Source organism: Type-D symbiont of Plautia stali (genome assembly GCF_001485335.1).
Classification (GTDB): Bacteria; Pseudomonadota; Gammaproteobacteria; order Enterobacterales; family Enterobacteriaceae; genus Pantoea; species Pantoea vagans_C.
In genome coordinates, this window is the sequence record NZ_BBOC01000027.1 from 33,037 (window position 1) to 52,014 (window position 18,978).

At 53.2% G+C, this 18,978-nt stretch carries 15 protein-coding genes; 3 read left to right on the forward strand and 12 right to left on the reverse strand.

The window, feature by feature from the left end; genetic code table 11:
- Positions 1-258 precede the first annotated feature (258 nt).
- The 3 genes from PSSD_RS10750 to PSSD_RS10760 are packed head-to-tail and all read right to left on the reverse strand — an operon-like array spanning position 259 to position 4,282.
- Positions 259-2,034: a SmdB family multidrug efflux ABC transporter permease/ATP-binding protein gene (locus PSSD_RS10750; RefSeq protein ID WP_039330076.1), complete on the reverse strand. Its 1,776-nt coding sequence runs from the start codon at positions 2,032-2,034 to the stop codon at positions 259-261.
- Positions 2,027-3,796, reverse strand: a complete 1,770-nt coding sequence (locus tag PSSD_RS10755; protein ID WP_058972246.1) for a SmdA family multidrug ABC transporter permease/ATP-binding protein — start codon at positions 3,794-3,796, stop codon at positions 2,027-2,029. The genes PSSD_RS10750 and PSSD_RS10755 overlap by 8 nt, the downstream gene beginning before the upstream one ends.
- Positions 3,797-3,820: 24 nt before the next feature.
- On the reverse strand, positions 3,821-4,282 hold the full coding sequence (locus PSSD_RS10760) for an Lrp/AsnC family transcriptional regulator (protein ID WP_039330073.1): 462 nt from the start codon (positions 4,280-4,282) through the stop codon (positions 3,821-3,823).
- Positions 4,283-4,398: 116 nt separating this feature from the next.
- Here PSSD_RS10760 and PSSD_RS10765 point away from each other — a divergent pair, with 116 nt between their 5' ends.
- Entirely contained in the window at positions 4,399-5,439 is a 1,041-nt protein-coding gene (locus PSSD_RS10765) for a PLP-dependent cysteine synthase family protein (RefSeq protein WP_058972247.1), read from the forward strand.
- Positions 5,440-5,485: 46 nt separating this feature from the next.
- Here the strand turns inward: PSSD_RS10765 and cof are convergent, their stop codons facing one another.
- Positions 5,486-6,307, reverse strand: a complete 822-nt coding sequence (gene cof / locus PSSD_RS10770) for an HMP-PP phosphatase (RefSeq protein WP_039330071.1) — start codon at positions 6,305-6,307, stop codon at positions 5,486-5,488.
- Positions 6,308-6,400: 93 nt separating this feature from the next.
- Here cof and PSSD_RS10775 point away from each other — a divergent pair, with 93 nt between their 5' ends.
- Both PSSD_RS10775 and queC read left to right on the forward strand, forming a co-directional pair.
- The gene (locus tag PSSD_RS10775; RefSeq protein ID WP_058972248.1) at positions 6,401-8,116 is read left to right on the forward strand and encodes an SgrR family transcriptional regulator; all 1,716 of its coding nucleotides are present in this window, start codon (positions 6,401-6,403) and stop codon (positions 8,114-8,116) included.
- Between the two features lie 26 nt (positions 8,117-8,142).
- The gene (queC, locus tag PSSD_RS10780) at positions 8,143-8,838 is read left to right on the forward strand and encodes a 7-cyano-7-deazaguanine synthase QueC (RefSeq protein WP_039330068.1); all 696 of its coding nucleotides are present in this window, start codon (positions 8,143-8,145) and stop codon (positions 8,836-8,838) included.
- Positions 8,839-8,962: 124 nt separating this feature from the next.
- Here the strand turns inward: queC and PSSD_RS10785 are convergent, their stop codons facing one another.
- The 8 genes from PSSD_RS10785 to tig form a co-directional block, all read right to left on the reverse strand.
- Complete coding sequence (locus tag PSSD_RS10785) at positions 8,963-9,367, reverse strand: YbgC/FadM family acyl-CoA thioesterase (RefSeq protein ID WP_058972249.1); 405 nt, start codon at positions 9,365-9,367, stop codon at positions 8,963-8,965.
- A 101-nt stretch (positions 9,368-9,468) separates the two neighbouring features.
- Complete coding sequence (locus PSSD_RS10790; RefSeq protein ID WP_058972250.1) at positions 9,469-9,792, reverse strand: ComEA family DNA-binding protein; 324 nt, start codon at positions 9,790-9,792, stop codon at positions 9,469-9,471.
- Between the two features lie 140 nt (positions 9,793-9,932).
- Complete coding sequence (ppiD, locus tag PSSD_RS10795) at positions 9,933-11,801, reverse strand: peptidylprolyl isomerase (protein WP_058972253.1); 1,869 nt, start codon at positions 11,799-11,801, stop codon at positions 9,933-9,935.
- A gap of 237 nt (positions 11,802-12,038) precedes the next feature.
- On the reverse strand, positions 12,039-12,311 hold the full coding sequence (gene hupB / locus PSSD_RS10800; RefSeq protein ID WP_034828113.1) for a nucleoid-associated protein HU-beta: 273 nt from the start codon (positions 12,309-12,311) through the stop codon (positions 12,039-12,041).
- Positions 12,312-12,524: 213 nt separating this feature from the next.
- A complete protein-coding gene (gene lon / locus PSSD_RS10805; protein WP_039330062.1) occupies positions 12,525-14,879 on the reverse strand; it encodes an endopeptidase La in 2,355 nt (784 codons plus the stop codon).
- A gap of 187 nt (positions 14,880-15,066) precedes the next feature.
- Entirely contained in the window at positions 15,067-16,338 is a 1,272-nt protein-coding gene (clpX, locus tag PSSD_RS10810; RefSeq protein WP_039330061.1) for an ATP-dependent protease ATP-binding subunit ClpX, read from the reverse strand.
- A 127-nt stretch (positions 16,339-16,465) separates the two neighbouring features.
- Entirely contained in the window at positions 16,466-17,089 is a 624-nt protein-coding gene (clpP, locus tag PSSD_RS10815) for an ATP-dependent Clp endopeptidase proteolytic subunit ClpP (RefSeq protein WP_013508134.1), read from the reverse strand.
- A gap of 335 nt (positions 17,090-17,424) precedes the next feature.
- Positions 17,425-18,729, reverse strand: a complete 1,305-nt coding sequence (gene tig, locus PSSD_RS10820; RefSeq protein ID WP_039330057.1) for a trigger factor — start codon at positions 18,727-18,729, stop codon at positions 17,425-17,427.
- Positions 18,730-18,978: the final 249 nt, after the last annotated feature.

The following is an 18,978-nucleotide window of genomic DNA, read 5'->3' on the forward strand; positions in this document are numbered from 1 at the left end:
CGTTCCCCTCCGGATAATAAATTGAGTGAGTCTCGCGGACACGCAGAGATATAAGCAAACGCTGTGCCATAAATGAAAAAAGTGCGGAAGTCAGTGGCATAGAGGCGCTGGATAGCGCTTCGTTATGTGATGGGTAGCTCAATCTGGAGGATGGGGTAAAGAAAGGTGTTGCAATATTGCACTCCTTTGGTGCTTTCAGCCTCAAAGGAGTGCATCAATACAGAACAATCTGATAAATCTGCGCAAAAAAGGTGCAAATCACCCTTCAGCTTGTACGGGGATGCTCGCCGCGAGTTCATCACCCGCTTGTTGCAATTGATACATCTGCCAATAACGACCTTGTTGTGCCAGCAATTGCGCATGCGTACCGCGCTCGGCAACCTGGCCGCGATGCAGCACCAGGATTTGATCAGCTTCGGTAATGGTGGAGAGACGGTGCGCAATCACCACCAGCGTGCTGTGCTGACGCAGTGCACGCAAAGCATGCTGAATCGCCTGCTCGGTACCGGAATCAATGTTGGCGGTGGCTTCATCCAGAATCAAAATCTGTGGCAACGACACCAGCACGCGCGCCAGCGCCAGCAACTGTTTCTGTCCCACCGACAAATTATTGCCCTGCTCCCCTAAGCGCGTGTGAATGCCCTCTGACATTGCACGTGCTAAAGGGGCAAGCTGCACGGTTTCCAGCGCCTGCCACACCTGCTCTTCAGGAATATCGCGTCCCAAACGTACATTCGCCAACAGCGTATCAGCCAGAACCACCGGATCCTGTTGCACCATAGCGATACTTTGCCGCAGTGCCTCATGGGAGAGTTGCGGTAATGGGCGGCCATCCAGCTCAATACTGCCGCGCGTTACCGGATAGTAGCCCATTAACAGATTCGCCAGGGTACTCTTACCGCTACCGGTATGCCCGACCAGGGCGATAAAGCCCCGCGCCGGTACGTCCAGATTAATATGGCTTAGCACGTCGCGGTCATCACGATAGGCAAAGCTGACATCGTGCAGCTTGATACGGCCTGAGGCCAGCGGCTGGTTATCGGCACCGTAACCTTGTTGTGCGGCATCCATCAGCTCAAAAATACGTTCACCGGACACCACCGCCTGCTGCAGCATCGACTGCTGCGTCGTCAGCTCGATCAGAGGTTCATTCAGGCGGCCAAGATAAGTAATAAAGGCGTAAAGCACCCCAACTTCAAACACGCCCGGCGTGGCAAAGCTAAACAGCATCAGCAACCCACACAGGATCATCGCTGAAAACAGGCTCAGCAGCGGACGCAGCAGGAAGCCATCCAGACGCAGCGTTTCCATGCGCGCCAGATAGTGCGAGCGGCTCGCCTCCCCCATGCGCTCGCCGAAGCGCGCCTGCTGGCGGAACTGCTGGATCACACTCATGCCGTTGATCACTTCATTGAAGCCGTTGTTGATGTCGGCGAGATAACTGCGCACCCGGCGCGCGATCGGCGTACTGTAGCGCTGGTAGATCAGCATCACCGTTAACACCAGCGGGAAGATCACGATCGCTACCAACGCCATGCGCCAGTCGAGTGAGAACATCGCCACCAGCATTGCACCAATTAACGCGGCACTGCGTAAAACAGTTGCCACCACCGTGACGTAGAGATCTTTGATCACTTCGGTATCGTTGGTGACGCGGGAAATGATTTGCCCCACTGGTTGGGTATCAAAGGCGCTTAAGGGCTGACGCAGTGCGGCGTTCATCACATCGACGCGCAGTTGTTGCACCACGCCAATCGCGGCACGGTTAAACAGCAGCGCCTGAAAATAGTGTAAGCCCGCCGCCAGCAGTTGCAGCAACACAAAGCACACCAACAAGCCAATGGCGATGGCCCACGGCATCTGATGTTTCGCCACCAGATTATCAATGAAATAACTCACCAATACCGGGCCGGTGACTTCGGCGGCAGCGGCAATCCACAGCATGCCGACCGCTAACCACAGGGATTTTCGCCAGGGTTTGCCGTAAGCCAACAGGCGTTTGAGCGTTGGCCACAAACGAGGTGATTTAGCCATGATTTGATCCCTCCGTCACATCGTCCTCATCCAGTGCCGCTTCCAGTTGCTGATAGCGGTACATATCGCGATACCAGCCCTCTTTGCTCACCAGGCTGTCGTGATCGCCACGCTGTGCAACAGCGCCCTGCTGCAGCACCAGAATCTCACTGGCTTCGGTCAGTGCCGACAAACGGTGCGCACTGATAATCAACGTGCGGCCTTTGCCCCACTGCCGCAGGTTATGCAAGATTTCATGCTCGGTGCGGCCATCAACGGCAGAGAGTGCATCGTCCAGAATCAGGATCTCGGCATTCAGCAGCAGCGCGCGCGCAATCGCAATACGCTGTTTTTGGCCGCCGGAGAGCATCACTCCGCGCTCACCGACTTCGGTGTCGTAACCTTGCGGCAGGCGCAGAATGTCATCATGCACACAGGCCATCTGCGCCACGTACTCGATCTCTTGCTGGGTGGCATTAGGTCGGCCCAGTGCCAAATTGTTCGCCACCGAATCGGAGAACAGAAACGGTGTCTGGCTCACTACCGCTAATTTGCTACGCCAGCTGTCGAGCCGTAGCTGGTTCAGTGGCAGGTTGTGATAGCGAATATCGCCCTGGTCGATATCAAAGTGGCGCTGAATCAGGCTCAGCAGCGTACTTTTACCGCAGCCGGTTGGGCCACACAGCCCTAACATTTGTCCCGGCTTCAGTTGGAAATTGAGGTGGCTCAGCACCGCGCCAGAACTGGCGGGATAGCGAAACTCACGAATGGCGACCTGCATCACACCCGGTTCAGCGGGCAAGACTTTTTGCCCGTCTTCCACCGCTGGGGCTTCCGCCAGCAGTGCGCGGATACGACTCCACGCGGCGCTCCCGCGCTCGACAATATTGATCATCCACGCCAGCGCCAGCATCGGCCAAATCATCAGCCCCAGATACATCACAAAACTGGTGAGCTGGCCCAGCGTCAGGCTGCCATGCCACACCATCCATCCACCGCCCGCGATAGCCAGCAGATTAGAGAAGCCCACCGCGATATAGATGATCGGATCAAAGCGCGCATCAACACGCGCCACATGCAGATTTTTCTTGCCGGTGTCGCTGGCAATATCAGCAAACTGCTGCGACTGATGATCTTCCAGACCAAAGGCTTTGATCATGCGAATGCTGGTGAGGCTTTCCTGAGTTTGATCGTTGAGGCTGGAGAAGGCTGCCTGCGCGACTTTAAAACGCTGATGCAGGCGCGATCCATCTTTCTGGATCGCTATCGCCATAATCGGCATTGGGATCAGCGCCAGCAGTGTCAGCTCCCAGCTGATCTGGGTGCTCATCACCGCCAGCACCACCAACCCCATTACCAGCGAATCCACTAGCGTCAACACGCCCTCGCCTGCCGCGAATACCACACGGTCAACATCGTTGGTGGCACGAGCAATCAGATCGCCGGTCCGGTGGCGCAAATAGAAGGCTGGATGCTGGCGACTTAACTGGCGATAGAAGTCTTCGCGCAGTTCTACTGCCAGTTGATAAGAAGCGCCGAACAGCAGCACGCGCCAGACATAGCGCAGCAGATAGACAATAACCGCAGTGACCAGCATCACACCGATCCACATGAAAATTTTGCCGCTGCTTAAGGTATGTTGCGTCACGCCGTCAACAATCACCCCAACCACATGCGGTGGTAAGAGTTGCAGCAATGCAATGACAATCAGCAAGCTAACGGCACCCAGATATCGCCGCCACTCACGTAGAAAATACCAACTTAACTGGCTAAATAATCGCACAAGAAACTCTCTTTCTCTGCCCGATCAGGGCGCTACCGGCAAGGCGGTGGTATATTTTATCTCTTCCATGGCGAAGCTTGAGGTCACATCAATCAGGCCAGGCACGCCATTCACCAGACGTTTATAAAACGCATCATAGCTTTTCATATCAGCCACCTGGATGCGCAACAGGTAATCGTATTCTCCCGCCATACGGTAAAACGCCATGACCTCTGGCATTTGCTGAACCACGGCGACAAACTGATGAAACCATTCGCTGCTGTGCTGCTGCGTCTTCACAAACATAAACGCGGTGAGTGACAGCCCAATTTTTTCGCCGTCGAGCAATGCCACGCGCGCACGAATAATGCCATCATCTTCCAGCTTTTTCAGGCGTTTCCAGCACGGCGTAGTGGTGAGATTCACGGCATCTGCCAGCGACTGCAGCGATAACGTACAATCCTGTTGCAACATCGCCAGCAGTGTACGGTCAGTTTTATCTAGCATTCGGCGCTCCGGGAGAAAATTTTTCTCTTATCGAGCCATTATAACCCGATTAAAGCAACCTAATTTTCCTGCCTGTGCCTTACACTGTGCACAATAATTATTCTGGATAATGTCACATGCAAACGCCTTGGGTTCGCCACTCCATCAATGAAATTAATGCCGATTTTCAACGCTCTGCGGATACTCATCTCATTCGCTTTACGCTGGAAGCGTATCCCGGCATTCGCTTCTATCTTAAAGATGAAAGTACTCATCCGAGTGGCAGCCTGAAACATCGCCTGGCGCGTTCACTGTTTTTGTATGGTCTGGCTAACGGCTGGATCAAGGAAAATACCCCGATCATTGAGGCTTCATCCGGCAGTACTGCGGTGTCAGAAGCTTATTTCGCCCGCCTGCTGGGCTTGCCGTTTATCGCCGTGATGCCCGCCAGTACCGCTAAGCGCAAAATTGAGCTGATCCGCTTTTACGGCGGTGAATGCCATTTCGTGGCCGATCCTTGCCAGTTATATAGCGAGTCAGAACGTCTGGCGCGAGAGCTGAACGGCCACTTTATGGATCAGTTCACCTATGCTGAACGCGCTACAGACTGGCGCGGTAACAACAACATCGCAGAAAGTATCTTTCGCCAGATGGCGCATGAGCCCCACCCCGTTCCGCATACGGTGATCATGAGCGCGGGCACTGGCGGCACCTCCGCAACGCTGGGTCGCTACATCCGTTATCAGGGCCACGACACGCGTCTGCTGATGGTTGATCCTGAACACTCGGTATTTTTTGACTACTGGCACAGTCGTGACAGCGCTTTACGCAGTGACCGCGGCAGCCTGATTGAGGGCATCGGCCGCCCGCGTGTGGAACCGTCATTTTTGCCCGATGTGATCGACGAGATGATAAAAGTGCCCGATGGCGCAACGGTGGCGGCAATGCTGCAACTGGAGAAAATTCTGGGGCGTCGCCCAGGGGCTTCCACGGGCACTAATTTCTGGGGCATGCTGCAGGTCGCGCAACGTATGCGGGATAAGGGCCAACAGGGTTCACTGGTTACGCTGCTGTGTGACAGCGGCGAGCGCTATCCGGATACCTATTACAATCCGGAGTGGGTGGCGCAGAATATCGGGGATATTCAGCCATGGCAGCGTGAGTTATACCCTAACTAATTCGGATAATAAAAAACCGGACGTCCTGTCCGGTTCACTGTAAGCCTCAGCATTCGGGGGAATAATCGAGGTGTGGTGTGGTCATCCAGTGATTTAAGTAGTGAGACACCGCCTGTGTCTCGCAATGTCCAATAATCGGTAAATGAGGCAATGATGTTTTGAGCTGATTCATGGCATTGCCCATAATGAATCCTTTACCTACTCGTTCCAGCATTTCACGATCGTTCATGGCATCACCAAACGCCATGCAATCCGCCATCGACAGCGATAAATGCTGGCACAAGTGAGCCAGCGCGGCACCTTTGTGGCAATCCAGCGGCAGCACTTCGAGGCAATCCCACGCCGAGAAACAGATATTCGCGCGCTCGCCCAGCGCATCCTGCAATTCCACTTTTAGCGCCAGCAGTTCCTCATGCGGTGCGATAAAGCAAACTTTGGTGACTTCATGCGCCGACATCTGGCGTAAATCACGCAGTTGATAGTGGAAGCCACTCATCACGTGCGCAGCTCTCACAGAAGGTAACGGCTTATCGGTAAACCAGCCCTCATCGTTAAAGATGTGAATTGAGGCAGGCGTTTGCCAGTGGGTGTGAATCACCTCTTCTGCCAACGATGGCGGCAGATCGCAGCCAAATAATTGTTGCCCATCCAGATCGTGAATACGTGTACCGTTGCCGCTGATTAGCCAGGCGGGCAAGGTGATTTGTTCACGCACAACCTGCACATCCATCAAATGACGGCCAGTAGCAAAAGCAATGGTGACATCACGCTGATGCAGGGTATGCAGGGTGTCGATCGTTTCTTTACCTAACCGGTGCGTTGGCAGCAACAACGTGCCATCCATATCAAATGCTGCGAGGCGGGCCATGCGGATTCTCCAGTCTGAATAAGGGTTCCACTATCGCCTGGTAATTACGGAACTAATAGTGAATACTTTTAGAAAACTGTTCCGGGTTTACTGATGCGCGAACTTCATCGGGTTAATCAATTCCAGCGTCTGTGGCAATTGAGCCAAGGCGAACCACAGCGGCTCAGTGTGACTGCGATGGCACAACACTGCTTTTGCAGCGAGCGCCATGTGCGCACCCTGCTGCGCCAGTGGCAAGATGCGGGCTGGTTACGCTGGCAGGGCGAGGCGGGACGCGGCAAACAGGGCAAGCTGTCATTTCTGGTCTCGCCAGAACAGCTGCGTCAGCAACTGTTAGCCCAGCAGCTCGAAGCAGGGGAAGCGGTACAGGCCCTGCAGGTACTGGATCTTCACCCTGAACGGCTGGTCAAAATGCTGCGTCCTCTGATGGGCGGACAATGGCAAAACCAGGCGCCGGTGCTGCGTATTCCCTACTATCGTGCCATGGAGCCACTGCGCCCACTCAGCCTGACTGGGCGGGCCGAGCAACATCTTCTGCGGCAAATTTTTTCAGGGCTTACCCGTTTTGCAGGTAACGATGTTGAAGGCGATCTCGCTCATCACTGGCAGCACGACGACAGCGGGCGCGATTGGTATTTCTGGCTGCGTCCACAACTCAGCTGGCATAACGATGAACCGATCCATGCAGCTCAACTCGCCACACAATTGCAGCAGATCAGGCAAACGGAGGTGGGTCGCCGCTTGCTGGCCTCCATCGAGCATATCGAGGCACCGCATCCATTAGCACTGCGTATTCAGTTGCACCAGAGCGACTACTGGCTACCACAACGGTTAGCACATCAATTCTGCCTGCTCCCACATCCCGACGCAGTGGATGTGGGGAGCGGCCCCTGGAAACTGACGCATTTCACTGACGATCTGGTGCGGCTGGAGAGCCACGCGCGCTGGCATCTGCAGCGCCCTCTAATTCAGGTGGTGGAATACTGGATCACCCCGCAGCTGTTTGCGCACGGCCTGGGTACCAGCTGCCGTCATCCGGTGCAGATTGCGATTGGCGATCCCGACGAACTGGATGCACTGCGTCCGGTCGATCGCAGCATTAGCCTTGGCTTCTGTTATCTGGCACCACGCATCTCCGCTCACTTAAGTGCTGCCCAGGCCAAAGCGCTGATTGCCTTAATCCAGATCAGCGGTGTGATTCAACAACTTCCTCTGGATGAAGGGTTGATCACCCCCAGCCACGAGTTATTGCCTGGCTGGCCCGTGCCATTAGAAGAGGCGAGCCACGTCGCACTACCGGAAAAACTGACGCTGCATTACCATCTCCCCATTGAGTTACATGTGATGGCGCAAGCGCTGGTCCCGCTCTTGGCGCAACAGGGATGCACTCTGACCTGCGTTTTTCATGATGTTAAAAGCTGGCATGACGATATTGATCTCAGCGAAGCGGATGTGGTGATGGGGGACCGTTTGATCGGCGATGCGCCGCTGTTCACTTTAGTGAACTGGTTAGAGAACGATCCGGTCTGGCTTCCGCTGCGCGCAACGGTATTGCAGGCCCCCCTCAGCGCTATCGCCCATGAGCCGAGTCCAGAAGCACGCGCAGCGCTGACCCATCAACTTTTTCAACAGCTAATGCGAGGTGGACATCTTCTGCCGCTGTTTAACTACCGCTATCAGGTATTTGCACCGCCAGGCGTAGAGGGTATTCAACTCAATACGCTGGGCTGGTTTGATTTCACCCGCGCCTGGATTCCACCTCCCGCGACAGCCAGTACTGTTCAGCCTGCGCCTGAGCCAGTACCATAGACGCACTGATTTTTGGGGAAAATAAAATGAAACGAGCCGTAGTCGTATTCAGTGGCGGACAAGACTCCACCACCTGTTTGATTCAGGCACTGCAACAGTACGATGAAGTGCACTGTGTCACCTTCGATTATGGCCAACGCCATCGCGAAGAGATTGAAGTCGCGGCAGAACTCGCGCACAAGCTAGGCGCCCGCGCGCACAAAGTTCTGGATGTTACCTTACTCAACGAGCTGGCGGTGAGCAGCCTGACGCGTGATAACATCCCGGTGCCCACTTACGATCCTAACGCCAGCGGTTTGCCGAGTACCTTCGTGCCGGGCCGCAATATTCTGTTCCTGACCCTGGCGTCGATTTATGCCTATCAGGTCGAAGCGGAAGCCGTCATCACCGGCGTGTGTGAAACGGATTTTTCTGGCTATCCTGATTGCCGTGATGAATTTGTCAAAGCGCTGAACAATGCGGTGAGCCTCGGTATGGCGCGTAATATTCGCTTTGAAACCCCGCTGATGTGGTTGAACAAGGCGGAGACCTGGGCGTTAGCTGATTACTGGCAGCAGCTGCCGTTGGTGCGCGCAGAAACCCTGACCTGCTACAATGGGGTAAAGGGCGATGGCTGTGGCGAATGCGCCGCCTGTCATTTACGCGCCCGTGGTTTAGCCGATTATCAGGCGAATGCTTCCGCAGTGATGGCGGCGATGAAGCAGAAGAGCGGATTACGTTAAGAGATCGGTGCCCGAATTATCCTGGTGCGCATCAATGCGCACCCTAAGGATGGTGGGGCGCCAAGGCTCCAGACAGTGTGCCCTTTTTGACAACTCGCACCCAGACGGCGTTACTACCAGCCACTTAACTGACCAGCATCAGCGCCGCCAGCCGATCACGCAACTCGCCTCCCATCGGCACCGCTTTCTGCGTGCGTAAATCGATGCAGACAAAGGTCAGCGCCGCGTCAGCCACCACCGAGTTATCGCTGGCTAGCAGCACACGCTGAGAAATGATGCCGCTTTTCCCGTTCAGTTGTGACACTTCACTTTCAATATTGAGTACATCGCCCAAAACCGCTGGGCGACGATAGTTGATGTTGATATTTACCACCACAAACGCCAGTTTCTGCTCCATCAGCCAGTGAAAAGCATCAACATCTTCCAGCCACTGCCAACGCGCCTCTTCAAGAAACTCCAGATAACGCGCGTTGTTCACATGCTGGTATACGTCGAGATGATAGCCGCGCACTTTAATTGTGGTTTGCATTATTGCTCCTGTTCAGGCTGAGAATGACAACTGGTATGACCTGTTGAGCATAGCACAGCCTGAAGCAGGGTCTTATCAATCCTTCAGAGTCGAGAGCCGCCTCACAATTTCAACCGACTGACATTACGCTCGACCAACGCGTTGCCAATGCCGGGTATCTCTTTGAGTTGCTCAATGGAGGTAAAGGGACCGTACTGCTCACGGTAATCGACGATGGCCTGTGCCTTCTTCAGGCCGATGCCATTCATGCCAGCAGCAAGCTGTTCAGCTGTGGCTTGATTGATGCTGATCTGCCCTTCTTGCGGCGTGGAGACCTGGGTCGCTTGCGTCTCACTGGGGCTTTCCGCCGCCGCTAATCCGCCGGTATAGAGCGCGCCACCGAGTGCCAGCGTGACACATAAAGCGCGAAAAGTTGATTTTACCATGCTGTGTTTCTCCTTATGTTTGACAGCCACAGCAGAGTGTCACAGCGAGCATTTACGCTCAAAAGGGCAATATCAGAAATGGAAAAGGCCGCAGAAGCGGCCTTTGTGTTATTGCAGTAGATTCACTTTTTTTGTGAGGCTTACTGGTTTTGTGCAGCGGCGCCGTACTTAATCTTGGCGTCTTTGCGCAGGTTTTCCAGCAACGCTTCGAACGCAATCTGTGCGTTATTCTGCGTCACGCCCTGCACCATCTGATCGATCTGTGGCTGCAGCATGTTACCCGGGCTGACTTTATCCAGCGCAACCAGCACCACGTTGCCTTGCATATCTTCGCTCACGCCCCAGGACGGTTTGTTGTCTGCGGGTTGTGGCAAATCAAAGGCTGACTGTGCAACAGGATCCTGGGCATTACGGTCAAAGGTTTTGCTGGCGCTCAGGGTCAAACCTGCCGCTTTCAGCGCATCTTCTTTACCGGCTTTCAGATCAACCAACAGTTTGTCGGCCTGTGCTTTTGCCTGCTGGGTGGCTTTGTCATGCTTCAGCGAGTCGGTAATCTGCGCTTTCACCTGATCCAGTGGTTTCACCGCTTCAGGTTTGTGCTCGCTAATGCGCAACACGAAGGCGCGATCGCCATCAACGCTGATGATGTCAGAGTTGTTACCCGGCGCACCGTTTTGTCCTACCAGACCACCATTGAAAATCGCCTGCTTAACCGGATCAAAATCGAGTTCAGCCGGTACGTTGTCTTTGGTGATCCAGCCGGTCTCCACCACTTTCAGACCGGAAGCCTGTGCTGCACCCGCCAAGGATTCGTTATCGTTGCTGGCCGCTTCACTGACTTTTTGCTGCATCTTGTAGAATGCATCAACCGCTTTTTCCTGCTTCACTTTATCAGCGACAGCATCATGGATTTCCGCCAGCGGTTTAACTTGTTCTGGCTGGATATCATCCAGACGCACCACCAGGAAACCGACCGAGGATTTGATCACGCCGGACAGTTGGCCCTTCTGCGTCAGATTGGCATTTTTCAGCTCATCTGGCGTCGTGCTCGGTTCCAGCCAACCCATATCACCGCCTTTACGCGCTGAGATCGGGTCAATCGATTTGCTTTTCGCCAGGGTCGCGAAGTCTTCACCCTTTTTCAGCGCTTCCAATACCGCGTTAGCATCAGCTTCAGTTTTGGTCTGAATTACGCTATAGCGGTTGCGCTGCGGCTGGGAGTAATCGGCTTTATGCTGATCAAACCAGCTCTGGATCTCAGCATCGCTGACCGGTTCCTGCATGCTGGCTGCATCCATTTTGATGTAGCTGACGCGGAACTGTTCAGGCGCCATAAAGCTGTTCTGATGCTGCTGATAGTATTGATTGATTTCGTCATCGCTGACCGTCTGCTTCGCCGCCAACGCGTTAACATCAATCACCGCCTGGCGCACATCACGCTGCTGAGACACCAGATCAACTAATTTGCTGGTTTCGCCTTTCAGCATGAAATCGGTATTGGCCACGGCATTGATCAACTGCTGGGTCGCCAACTGCTTGCGCAGCGCTTCAGCATACTGATCGGCATTGAAGCCCATCTGGTTGATCAGGGCGTTGTATTTGGCGTTGTCAAACTTACCATTGGTCTGGAAGGCTTTCTGATTGAAGATCGCCTGTTTGATTTGATCATCGCTAATGCCAATTTTCAGATCTTTGATGTATTGATCGAGCAGCGCCTGATCAATAAGCTGAGATAACGCCTGCTGGCGCATCTGCTGCATATAACCTTCATTGCTGGCCAGCTGCGAGAATTGATCGCCCAGCTGCTGCTGCTGACGGTTACGCTCGCTGTTATAAGCCTGTTCCAGTTCGGCACGGCTAATCTCATGACCGTTAACTTTGGCGGCATAGTCGCTGCCACCGCCGATCAGGTAGTTGCCCACCCCGGTCAGTACGAAAGACAGGATGATCAATCCCAGAATAATCTTGAGCACGACATGATTCGACGCCGCGCGTAAATTGTCCATCATGGTATGACAACACTCCGCTGTAGTGTGAATGTAAAGCTTTAACACGATGTCATCATCGTGCAACTGCTGTTCAGGCTGGCAGTTGGCAACCATGCGGAGACAACAGCCTCAGGCTATCGTCGCGCATCAAGAATAAAAAAGGCACATCAAAAATGATGTGCCCGTATGTTACATGAGAACGGCTTTTTCGTCCTCAATCCATAGAAGAAAATGCTTCAATGGATGTGTCAGCGGTCATTAATTGACTGAGTCTTTCAGTGCTTTACCTGCACGGAAGCCCGGAACTTTACCAGCCGGGATGGTGATCTCTTTACCCGTTTGTGGGTTACGGCCTGTACGAGCAGCACGCTCACGTACAGAGAAAGTACCGAAACCAACCAGTGCTACTTCATCCCCGCCTTTCAGCGCGTCAGAAACTGAGCCCATGAATGCATCTAACACACGTCCCGCTGCTGCTTTAGAAATGTCAGCGTCTGCAGCAATTTTGTCGATCAACTGTGACTTATTCACTCTATTCATCCCCTCTTTTATTATTCACATCGCACCCGCGCTTCCCGCCCGGTGCGAACGCGCAGCCAGTTATATCAAGCCTGTGGTGCTGAGACAACGGTATTCATCTTAATCGTTGATCCAGCAGCCACCTAAAGTAGCGGCACAAAAAAAAGCTGGCAAGCACCATTTGGCCTGCCAGCTTCGCTTTTTAACGGTTTTTGCCGTTAATCACTATTTTGCCGTCGCAACCTGCATGCCGTAAGGCGCATTTTCCAGTGCCAGGTTCAGCACCTCTTCAATACGCTTCACCGGATGGATGGTTAAATCCGCAATCACGTTCTGTGGAATCTCTTCCAGATCGCGCTTGTTTTCATCCGGGATCAGCACAGTTTTGATGCCGCCGCGATGCGCTGCCAACAGCTTCTCTTTCAGGCCACCAATCGGCAGTACCTGGCCACGCAAGGTGATTTCACCGGTCATCGCCACATCGGAGCGCACGGGGTTACCTGTCAGGCAGGAGACCAGCGCCGTACACATCGCGATACCCGCACTTGGGCCATCCTTCGGCGTCGCACCTTCCGGCACGTGCACGTGGATGTCACGTTTCTCATGGAAATCACCGTTGATACCGAGTTTATCCGCACGTGCGCGAACCACGGTCAGCGCCGCCTGGATAGACTCTTGCATCACTTCACCCAGTGAGCCGGTGTAAGTCAGCTTGCCTTTACCTGGCACACAGGCGGTTTCAATGGTCAGCAGATCGCCGCCCACTTCCGTCCATGCCAGGCCAGTCACCTGACCCACGCGGTTTTCACTGTCTGCGCGACCATAATCAAAGCGCTGCACGCCAAGGAAGTCCTTGAGGTTGTCGCCGTTGATTTTGATGCTTTTCTTGGATTTATCCATCAGCAGTGTTTTCACCGCTTTACGGCACAGCTTGGAGAGTTCACGTTCCAGGCTACGTACGCCCGCTTCACGGGTGTAATAGCGAATAATGCCGATGATGGCGCTATCGTCAACGCTGATCTCTTTCTCTTTCAGCGCATTACGCTCAATTTGCTTCGGCAGTAAATGCTGTTTGGCGATGTTCAGTTTTTCATCTTCGGTGTAACCAGAAAGACGAATCACTTCCATACGGTCCAGCAGCGGAGCCGGGATGTTCATGGAGTTTGAGGTCGCCACAAACATGACATCAGAGAGATCGTAATCCACTTCCAGATAGTGATCGTTGAACGCAATATTCTGTTCTGGATCCAGCACTTCCAGCAGCGCTGAAGCCGGGTCACCACGCATGTCAGAGGACATCTTATCGATTTCATCCAACAGGAACAGTGGGTTCTTCACCCCGACCTTCGCCATTTTCTGGATCAGTTTGCCCGGCATAGAACCGATGTAAGTACGACGATGTCCACGGATTTCCGCTTCATCACGCACGCCACCCAGCGCCATACGCACATACTTACGACCGGTTGCTTTCGCAATCGATTGACCCAGAGAGGTTTTACCCACACCTGGCGGTCCGACGAGGCACAGAATCGGCCCTTTGATTTTGCTGACGCGACTCTGAACCGCAAGATACTCAAGAATGCGATCTTTCACGCGTTCCAGACCGTAATGGTCGGTATCCAGCGTTTCTTGGGCTTTCAGCAGATCTTTTTTCACTTTGCTGCGCGCCACCCACGGCACCTGAACCATCCAGTCGATGTAGCCGCGCACAACCGTGGCTTCTGCAGACATTGGCGACATCATTTTCAGCTTCTGCAGTTCAGCTTCGGCTTTCTCGCGCGCTTCGGTCGGCATTTTTGCCGCATCAATTTTACGTTTCAGCGCTTCGTATTCATCCGGCGCATCATCCATTTCGCCCAGCTCTTTCTGAATGGCTTTCATTTGCTCATTCAGGTAGTACTCGCGCTGGCTTTTCTCCATCTGCTTTTTCACGCGGTTGCGAATGCGTTTCTCAACCTGCAGCAGATCAATTTCTGATTCCATCATCGCCATCAGATATTCCAGACGCTCATTCACGTCGGACATCTCCAGCACGGACTGTTTATCCGCCAGCTTCAGCGGCATATGCGCTGCCACGGTGTCGGCGAGACGCGCCGCATCGTCGATGCTGTTAAGCGAGGTCAGAACCTCAGGGGGAATTTTTTTATTGAGCTTGATGTAGCCTTCAAACTGATTGATCGCCGTGCGTACCAACACTTCCTGCTCGCGCTCTTCGATTTCAGGCGAAATCAGGTATTCGGCTTGAGCAACAAAGTGGTCGCCATTATCAGCCAGCGTGGTGATATGTGCGCGTTGCAGGCCCTCAACCAGTACTTTAACCGTGCCATCAGGCAGCTTAAGCATCTGCAATACAGAAGCGACGGTCCCTACTGAGAAGAGATCGTTAATACCAGGTTCATCCGTTGAAGCCTCTTTCTGGGCAACCAGCATGATCTTCTTGTCATGATCCATCGCCGCTTCAAGGCAACGAATCGATTTTTCCCGACCAACAAACAACGGAATTACCATGTGCGGATAAACCACCACGTCGCGCAATGGCAACACGGGGATTTCAATGCGTTCAGAACGCTCAGGATTCATAGAGCTCTCTCTTAGTTTAATGTCCGCCAGGTGATGGGTACCGCGCAATAGAGGTTTTGCAGTTAAACCCACAGGATATTGAGTATATGGGGATGCTTGGTCGACATTCAATGTCACGGGTGAGAGAAAAACAAAAGGGGAAAACATTTTCCCCTTTTTAAGATAACCACATGGTGCGATTGCTTATTTATTCGCCAGAAGCCTGGGCTTCATGCTTACCATAAATCAGCATCGGCTCAGATTGACCGTCAATCACTGACTCATCAATCACCACTTTTTCGACGTCTTCCATTGATGGCAAGTCGTACATGGTTTCCAGCAGTGCGCCTTCAACGATTGAACGCAGACCACGCGCACCGGTTTTACGTGACATCGCTTTCTTGGCGATAGCGGTCAACGCTTCGTCGCGGAACTCCAGCTCAACACCTTCCAGATTGAAAAGTGCCTGGTACTGTTTCGTCAGCGCATTCTTCGGTTCACGTAGGATCTGAATAAGGGCTTCTTCGCTCAGTTCGCTCAACGTCGCCACCACAGGCAGACGACCAATGAACTCAGGAATCAGACCGAATTTGATCAGATCTTCTGGCTCAACCTGCGACAGCAACTCGCCTTCGCTGGCTTTCTGTGACTTACCTTTAACCGTTGCGCCAAAACCAATGCCGGAGCCGGTTTCGACACGCTGGGAAATCACTTTGTCGAGACCTGCAAAAGCGCCACCGCAGATAAACAGGATTTTAGAGGTATCAACCTGCAGGAATTCCTGTTGCGGGTGTTTACGTCCACCTTGTGGTGGAACCGCCGCCACGGTGCCCTCGATCAGCTTCAGCAGTGCCTGCTGTACGCCTTCACCTGATACGTCACGGGTGATCGATGGGTTGTCTGACTTACGAGAAATCTTGTCAATCTCATCGATGTAGACAATACCGCGCTGTGCTTTCTGCACATCGTAATCGCACTTTTGCAGCAATTTCTGGATGATGTTCTCAACATCTTCCCCCACGTAACCGGCTTCGGTCAGTGTGGTGGCATCCGCCATGGTGAACGGCACATCCAGCAAACGTGCCAGCGTTTCAGCCAGCAAGGTTTTACCGCTACCGGTAGGACCAATCAGCAGAATGTTACTTTTGCCCAGCTCGATACCGTTGCTGGTGTCGCCATTGCGCAGACGTTTGTAGTGGTTGTACACCGCCACGGCCAGCACTTTTTTCGCCTTTTCCTGGCCGATAACATAATCGTCAAGATGATGGCGGATCTCATGCGGCGTTGGCAGCGCACTGCGTTCACGGTGCGGAGCGACTTCTTTAATCTCTTCGCGAATGATGTCATTACACAAATCAACACATTCGTCGCAAATATACACTGACGGCCCGGCAATCAGCTTACGGACTTCATGCTGGCTTTTGCCGCAGAAAGAGCAGTACAGCAACTTACCTGAACCGTCTTTGCGCTTATCTGTCATCAGCTAACCTCTTTTCGTTCTCAGACCCAATTTGGTGTACGGCATTGGCCGCACATCAACGGCCGATATTCATTCAACTCACCTGCCTGCCCCGTTAACTATAGCGTAAGGGCCAGGCAGATGTGTCTTATTGGCGATGCGTCAGGATGGAATCGACTAAGCCATACTCTACCGCTTCGCTGGCGGAGAGGAAACGATCGCGTTCAGTGTCGCGCTCGATCTGCTCCAGCGATTTGCCAGTGTGCTCAGCCATCAACTCATTCATACGCTGTTTCACTTTCAGAATTTCACGCGCATGGATTTCAATATCCGTCGCCTGGCCCTGATAGCCGCCCAGCGGCTGGTGAATCATGACGCGGGAATTAGGCAGACAGAAGCGTTTGCCCTTGGTACCTGCGGTCAACAGAAACGCACCCATCGAGCAAGCCTGACCCATACAGATGGTGCTGACGTCCGGCTTGATGAATTTCATGGTGTCATAAATCGACATCCCAGCAGTGATCACACCGCCAGGGGAGTTAATGTAGAGATAAATGTCTTTTTCAGGATTCTCAGCTTCCAGAAACAGCATCTGCGCCACGATCAGGTTGGCCATATGATCCTCAACCTGGCCGGTCAGGAAGATCACACGCTCTTTGAGTAGGCGGGAGTAGATGTCGTAAGAACGCTCGCCACGCGAGGTTTGTTCGACCACCATTGGCACCAGCGCCATGTGCGGTGCAGTAAATTCACGATCGCCACTGTATGACATTACCGTCTCCTGATAAATTTCATTGGCAACATTCTGTACCGATATTACGTGAGGCGCGTCAGAAAAACTATGCGCTGCCCCCTCACTCCGACATAACAGGACGGTTAATCAGCCAGTCTCACTGTTTTCATGCATGCTCCCTCTATCTGGGGATGCTGCCCAGTTGTTTCAAGCATAACAACCTTTTGCCCATTCGCTAATACGGAAAAAGAGCTTAGCGAACAATTTGCCGATTAATTAAGCAAATAGAGAACAAATCTGCTGGGTTTCCGCCAGAAAAGAAAAAGCCCGCGACTTTTCAGTCGCGGGCTTCGAACTTTCGGTTAACTAACGAATCAGGCCGCTGAGGTCTGGTTCATCAGTTCCTGGAAGTTGGTTGCTTTGTCGGTCACTTTGGCTTTCGCCAGTACCGCTTCAACAGCCTGCTCTTCCAGCGCAACGTTGCGCATGTTGTTCATCAGCTCGTTGTTCTTGCTGTAGAACTCGATCACTTCCTGCGGATCTTCGTATGCAGAAGCCATCTCTTCGATCAGCGCTTTAACGCGGTCTTCGTCAGCTTTCAGCTCGTTGATGCGAATCACTTCGCCCAACAGCAGGCCAACCACTACGCGGCGTTTTGCCTGCTCTTCGAACAGTTCACGTGGCAGTTCCAGTGCTTGTTTCTCGTTGCCACCAAAACGCTGTGCAGCCTGGCGACGCAGCACGTCGATTTCGCTGTCGATCAACGCAACAGGTACGTCGATGTTGTTCGCTTCAACCAGACCGTCGATAGCCTGAGACTTCACGCGGTTACGGATAGCGCCTTTCAGCTCACGATCCATATTCTTACGCACTTCTGCACGCAGACCGGCGACTGAACCATCTTCAACGCCAAAGCGCTTGATGAACTCTTCAGTCAGTTCTGGCAGCTCACGCGTTTCTACTTTCTTCAGCACGATTTCGAACTTAGCATCTTTCCCTTTCAGGGTTTCAGCGTGGTAATCGTCTGGGAATTTCACGTCGATAGTGAAGGTTTCGCCCGCTTTATGGCCAACAACACCTTCTTCGAAGCCAGGAATCATACGACCCTGACCCATCGCCAGTACGAAGTCAGACGCTTTGCCGCCTTCGAACTCTTCACCGTCTACAGAGCCGCTGAAATCGATGGTCGCGCGATCTTCAGCAGTGGCTGCTGCATCACTCTCTTTCCAGGTCGCCTGCTGCTTCTGCAGGGTTTCCAGCATGGTATCAACGTCAGCGTCAGTTACTTCAACAACGGGTTTCTCAACTTCGATAGCATCCAGGCCTTTCAGCTCAACTTCTGGATACACTTCGAACTCTACCGCGTAGGTGAAATCTTCACCTTCTTTATACTCACCTGGCACGTAGTTTGGTGCGCCAGCTGGGTTGATTTTCTCTTTGATGATGGCGTCAACGAAGTTGCGCGTCATCAGCTCGCCCAGTACGTCCTGGCGAACAGAAGCACCGTAGCGCTGAGAAATGATGTTTGCTGGCACTTTGCCTTTACGGAAACCGTCGATACGGACTTTCTTAGCCACTTCCACCAGTTCTTTCTTCACTGCGCTTTCGATGCTGTCAGCTGCAACAGTAATCGAAATGCGACGGCCCAGACCCTGAGTGGTTTCTACTGAAACTGTCATCTTGTTACCTCAAAAAATCACGTGCTCGGTCAACTTCAGACACCACACATTAGTAATGCGCCGTATCCAACAACCGGGACGGCCTCTGCAGGCAGAACCTAATCCCTGTTACCAGAAGCGTCCCGAAGACATTCCGGAAAAATAGACGCAGCATTATAGCGGCATCGCTGGAATGAGTCGAGGCTGCAAACTCACCACTTTTTAGCGGTTTTGCTGCTTTTTTGCGCCGCAGATCGCGTTTAGGGGTAA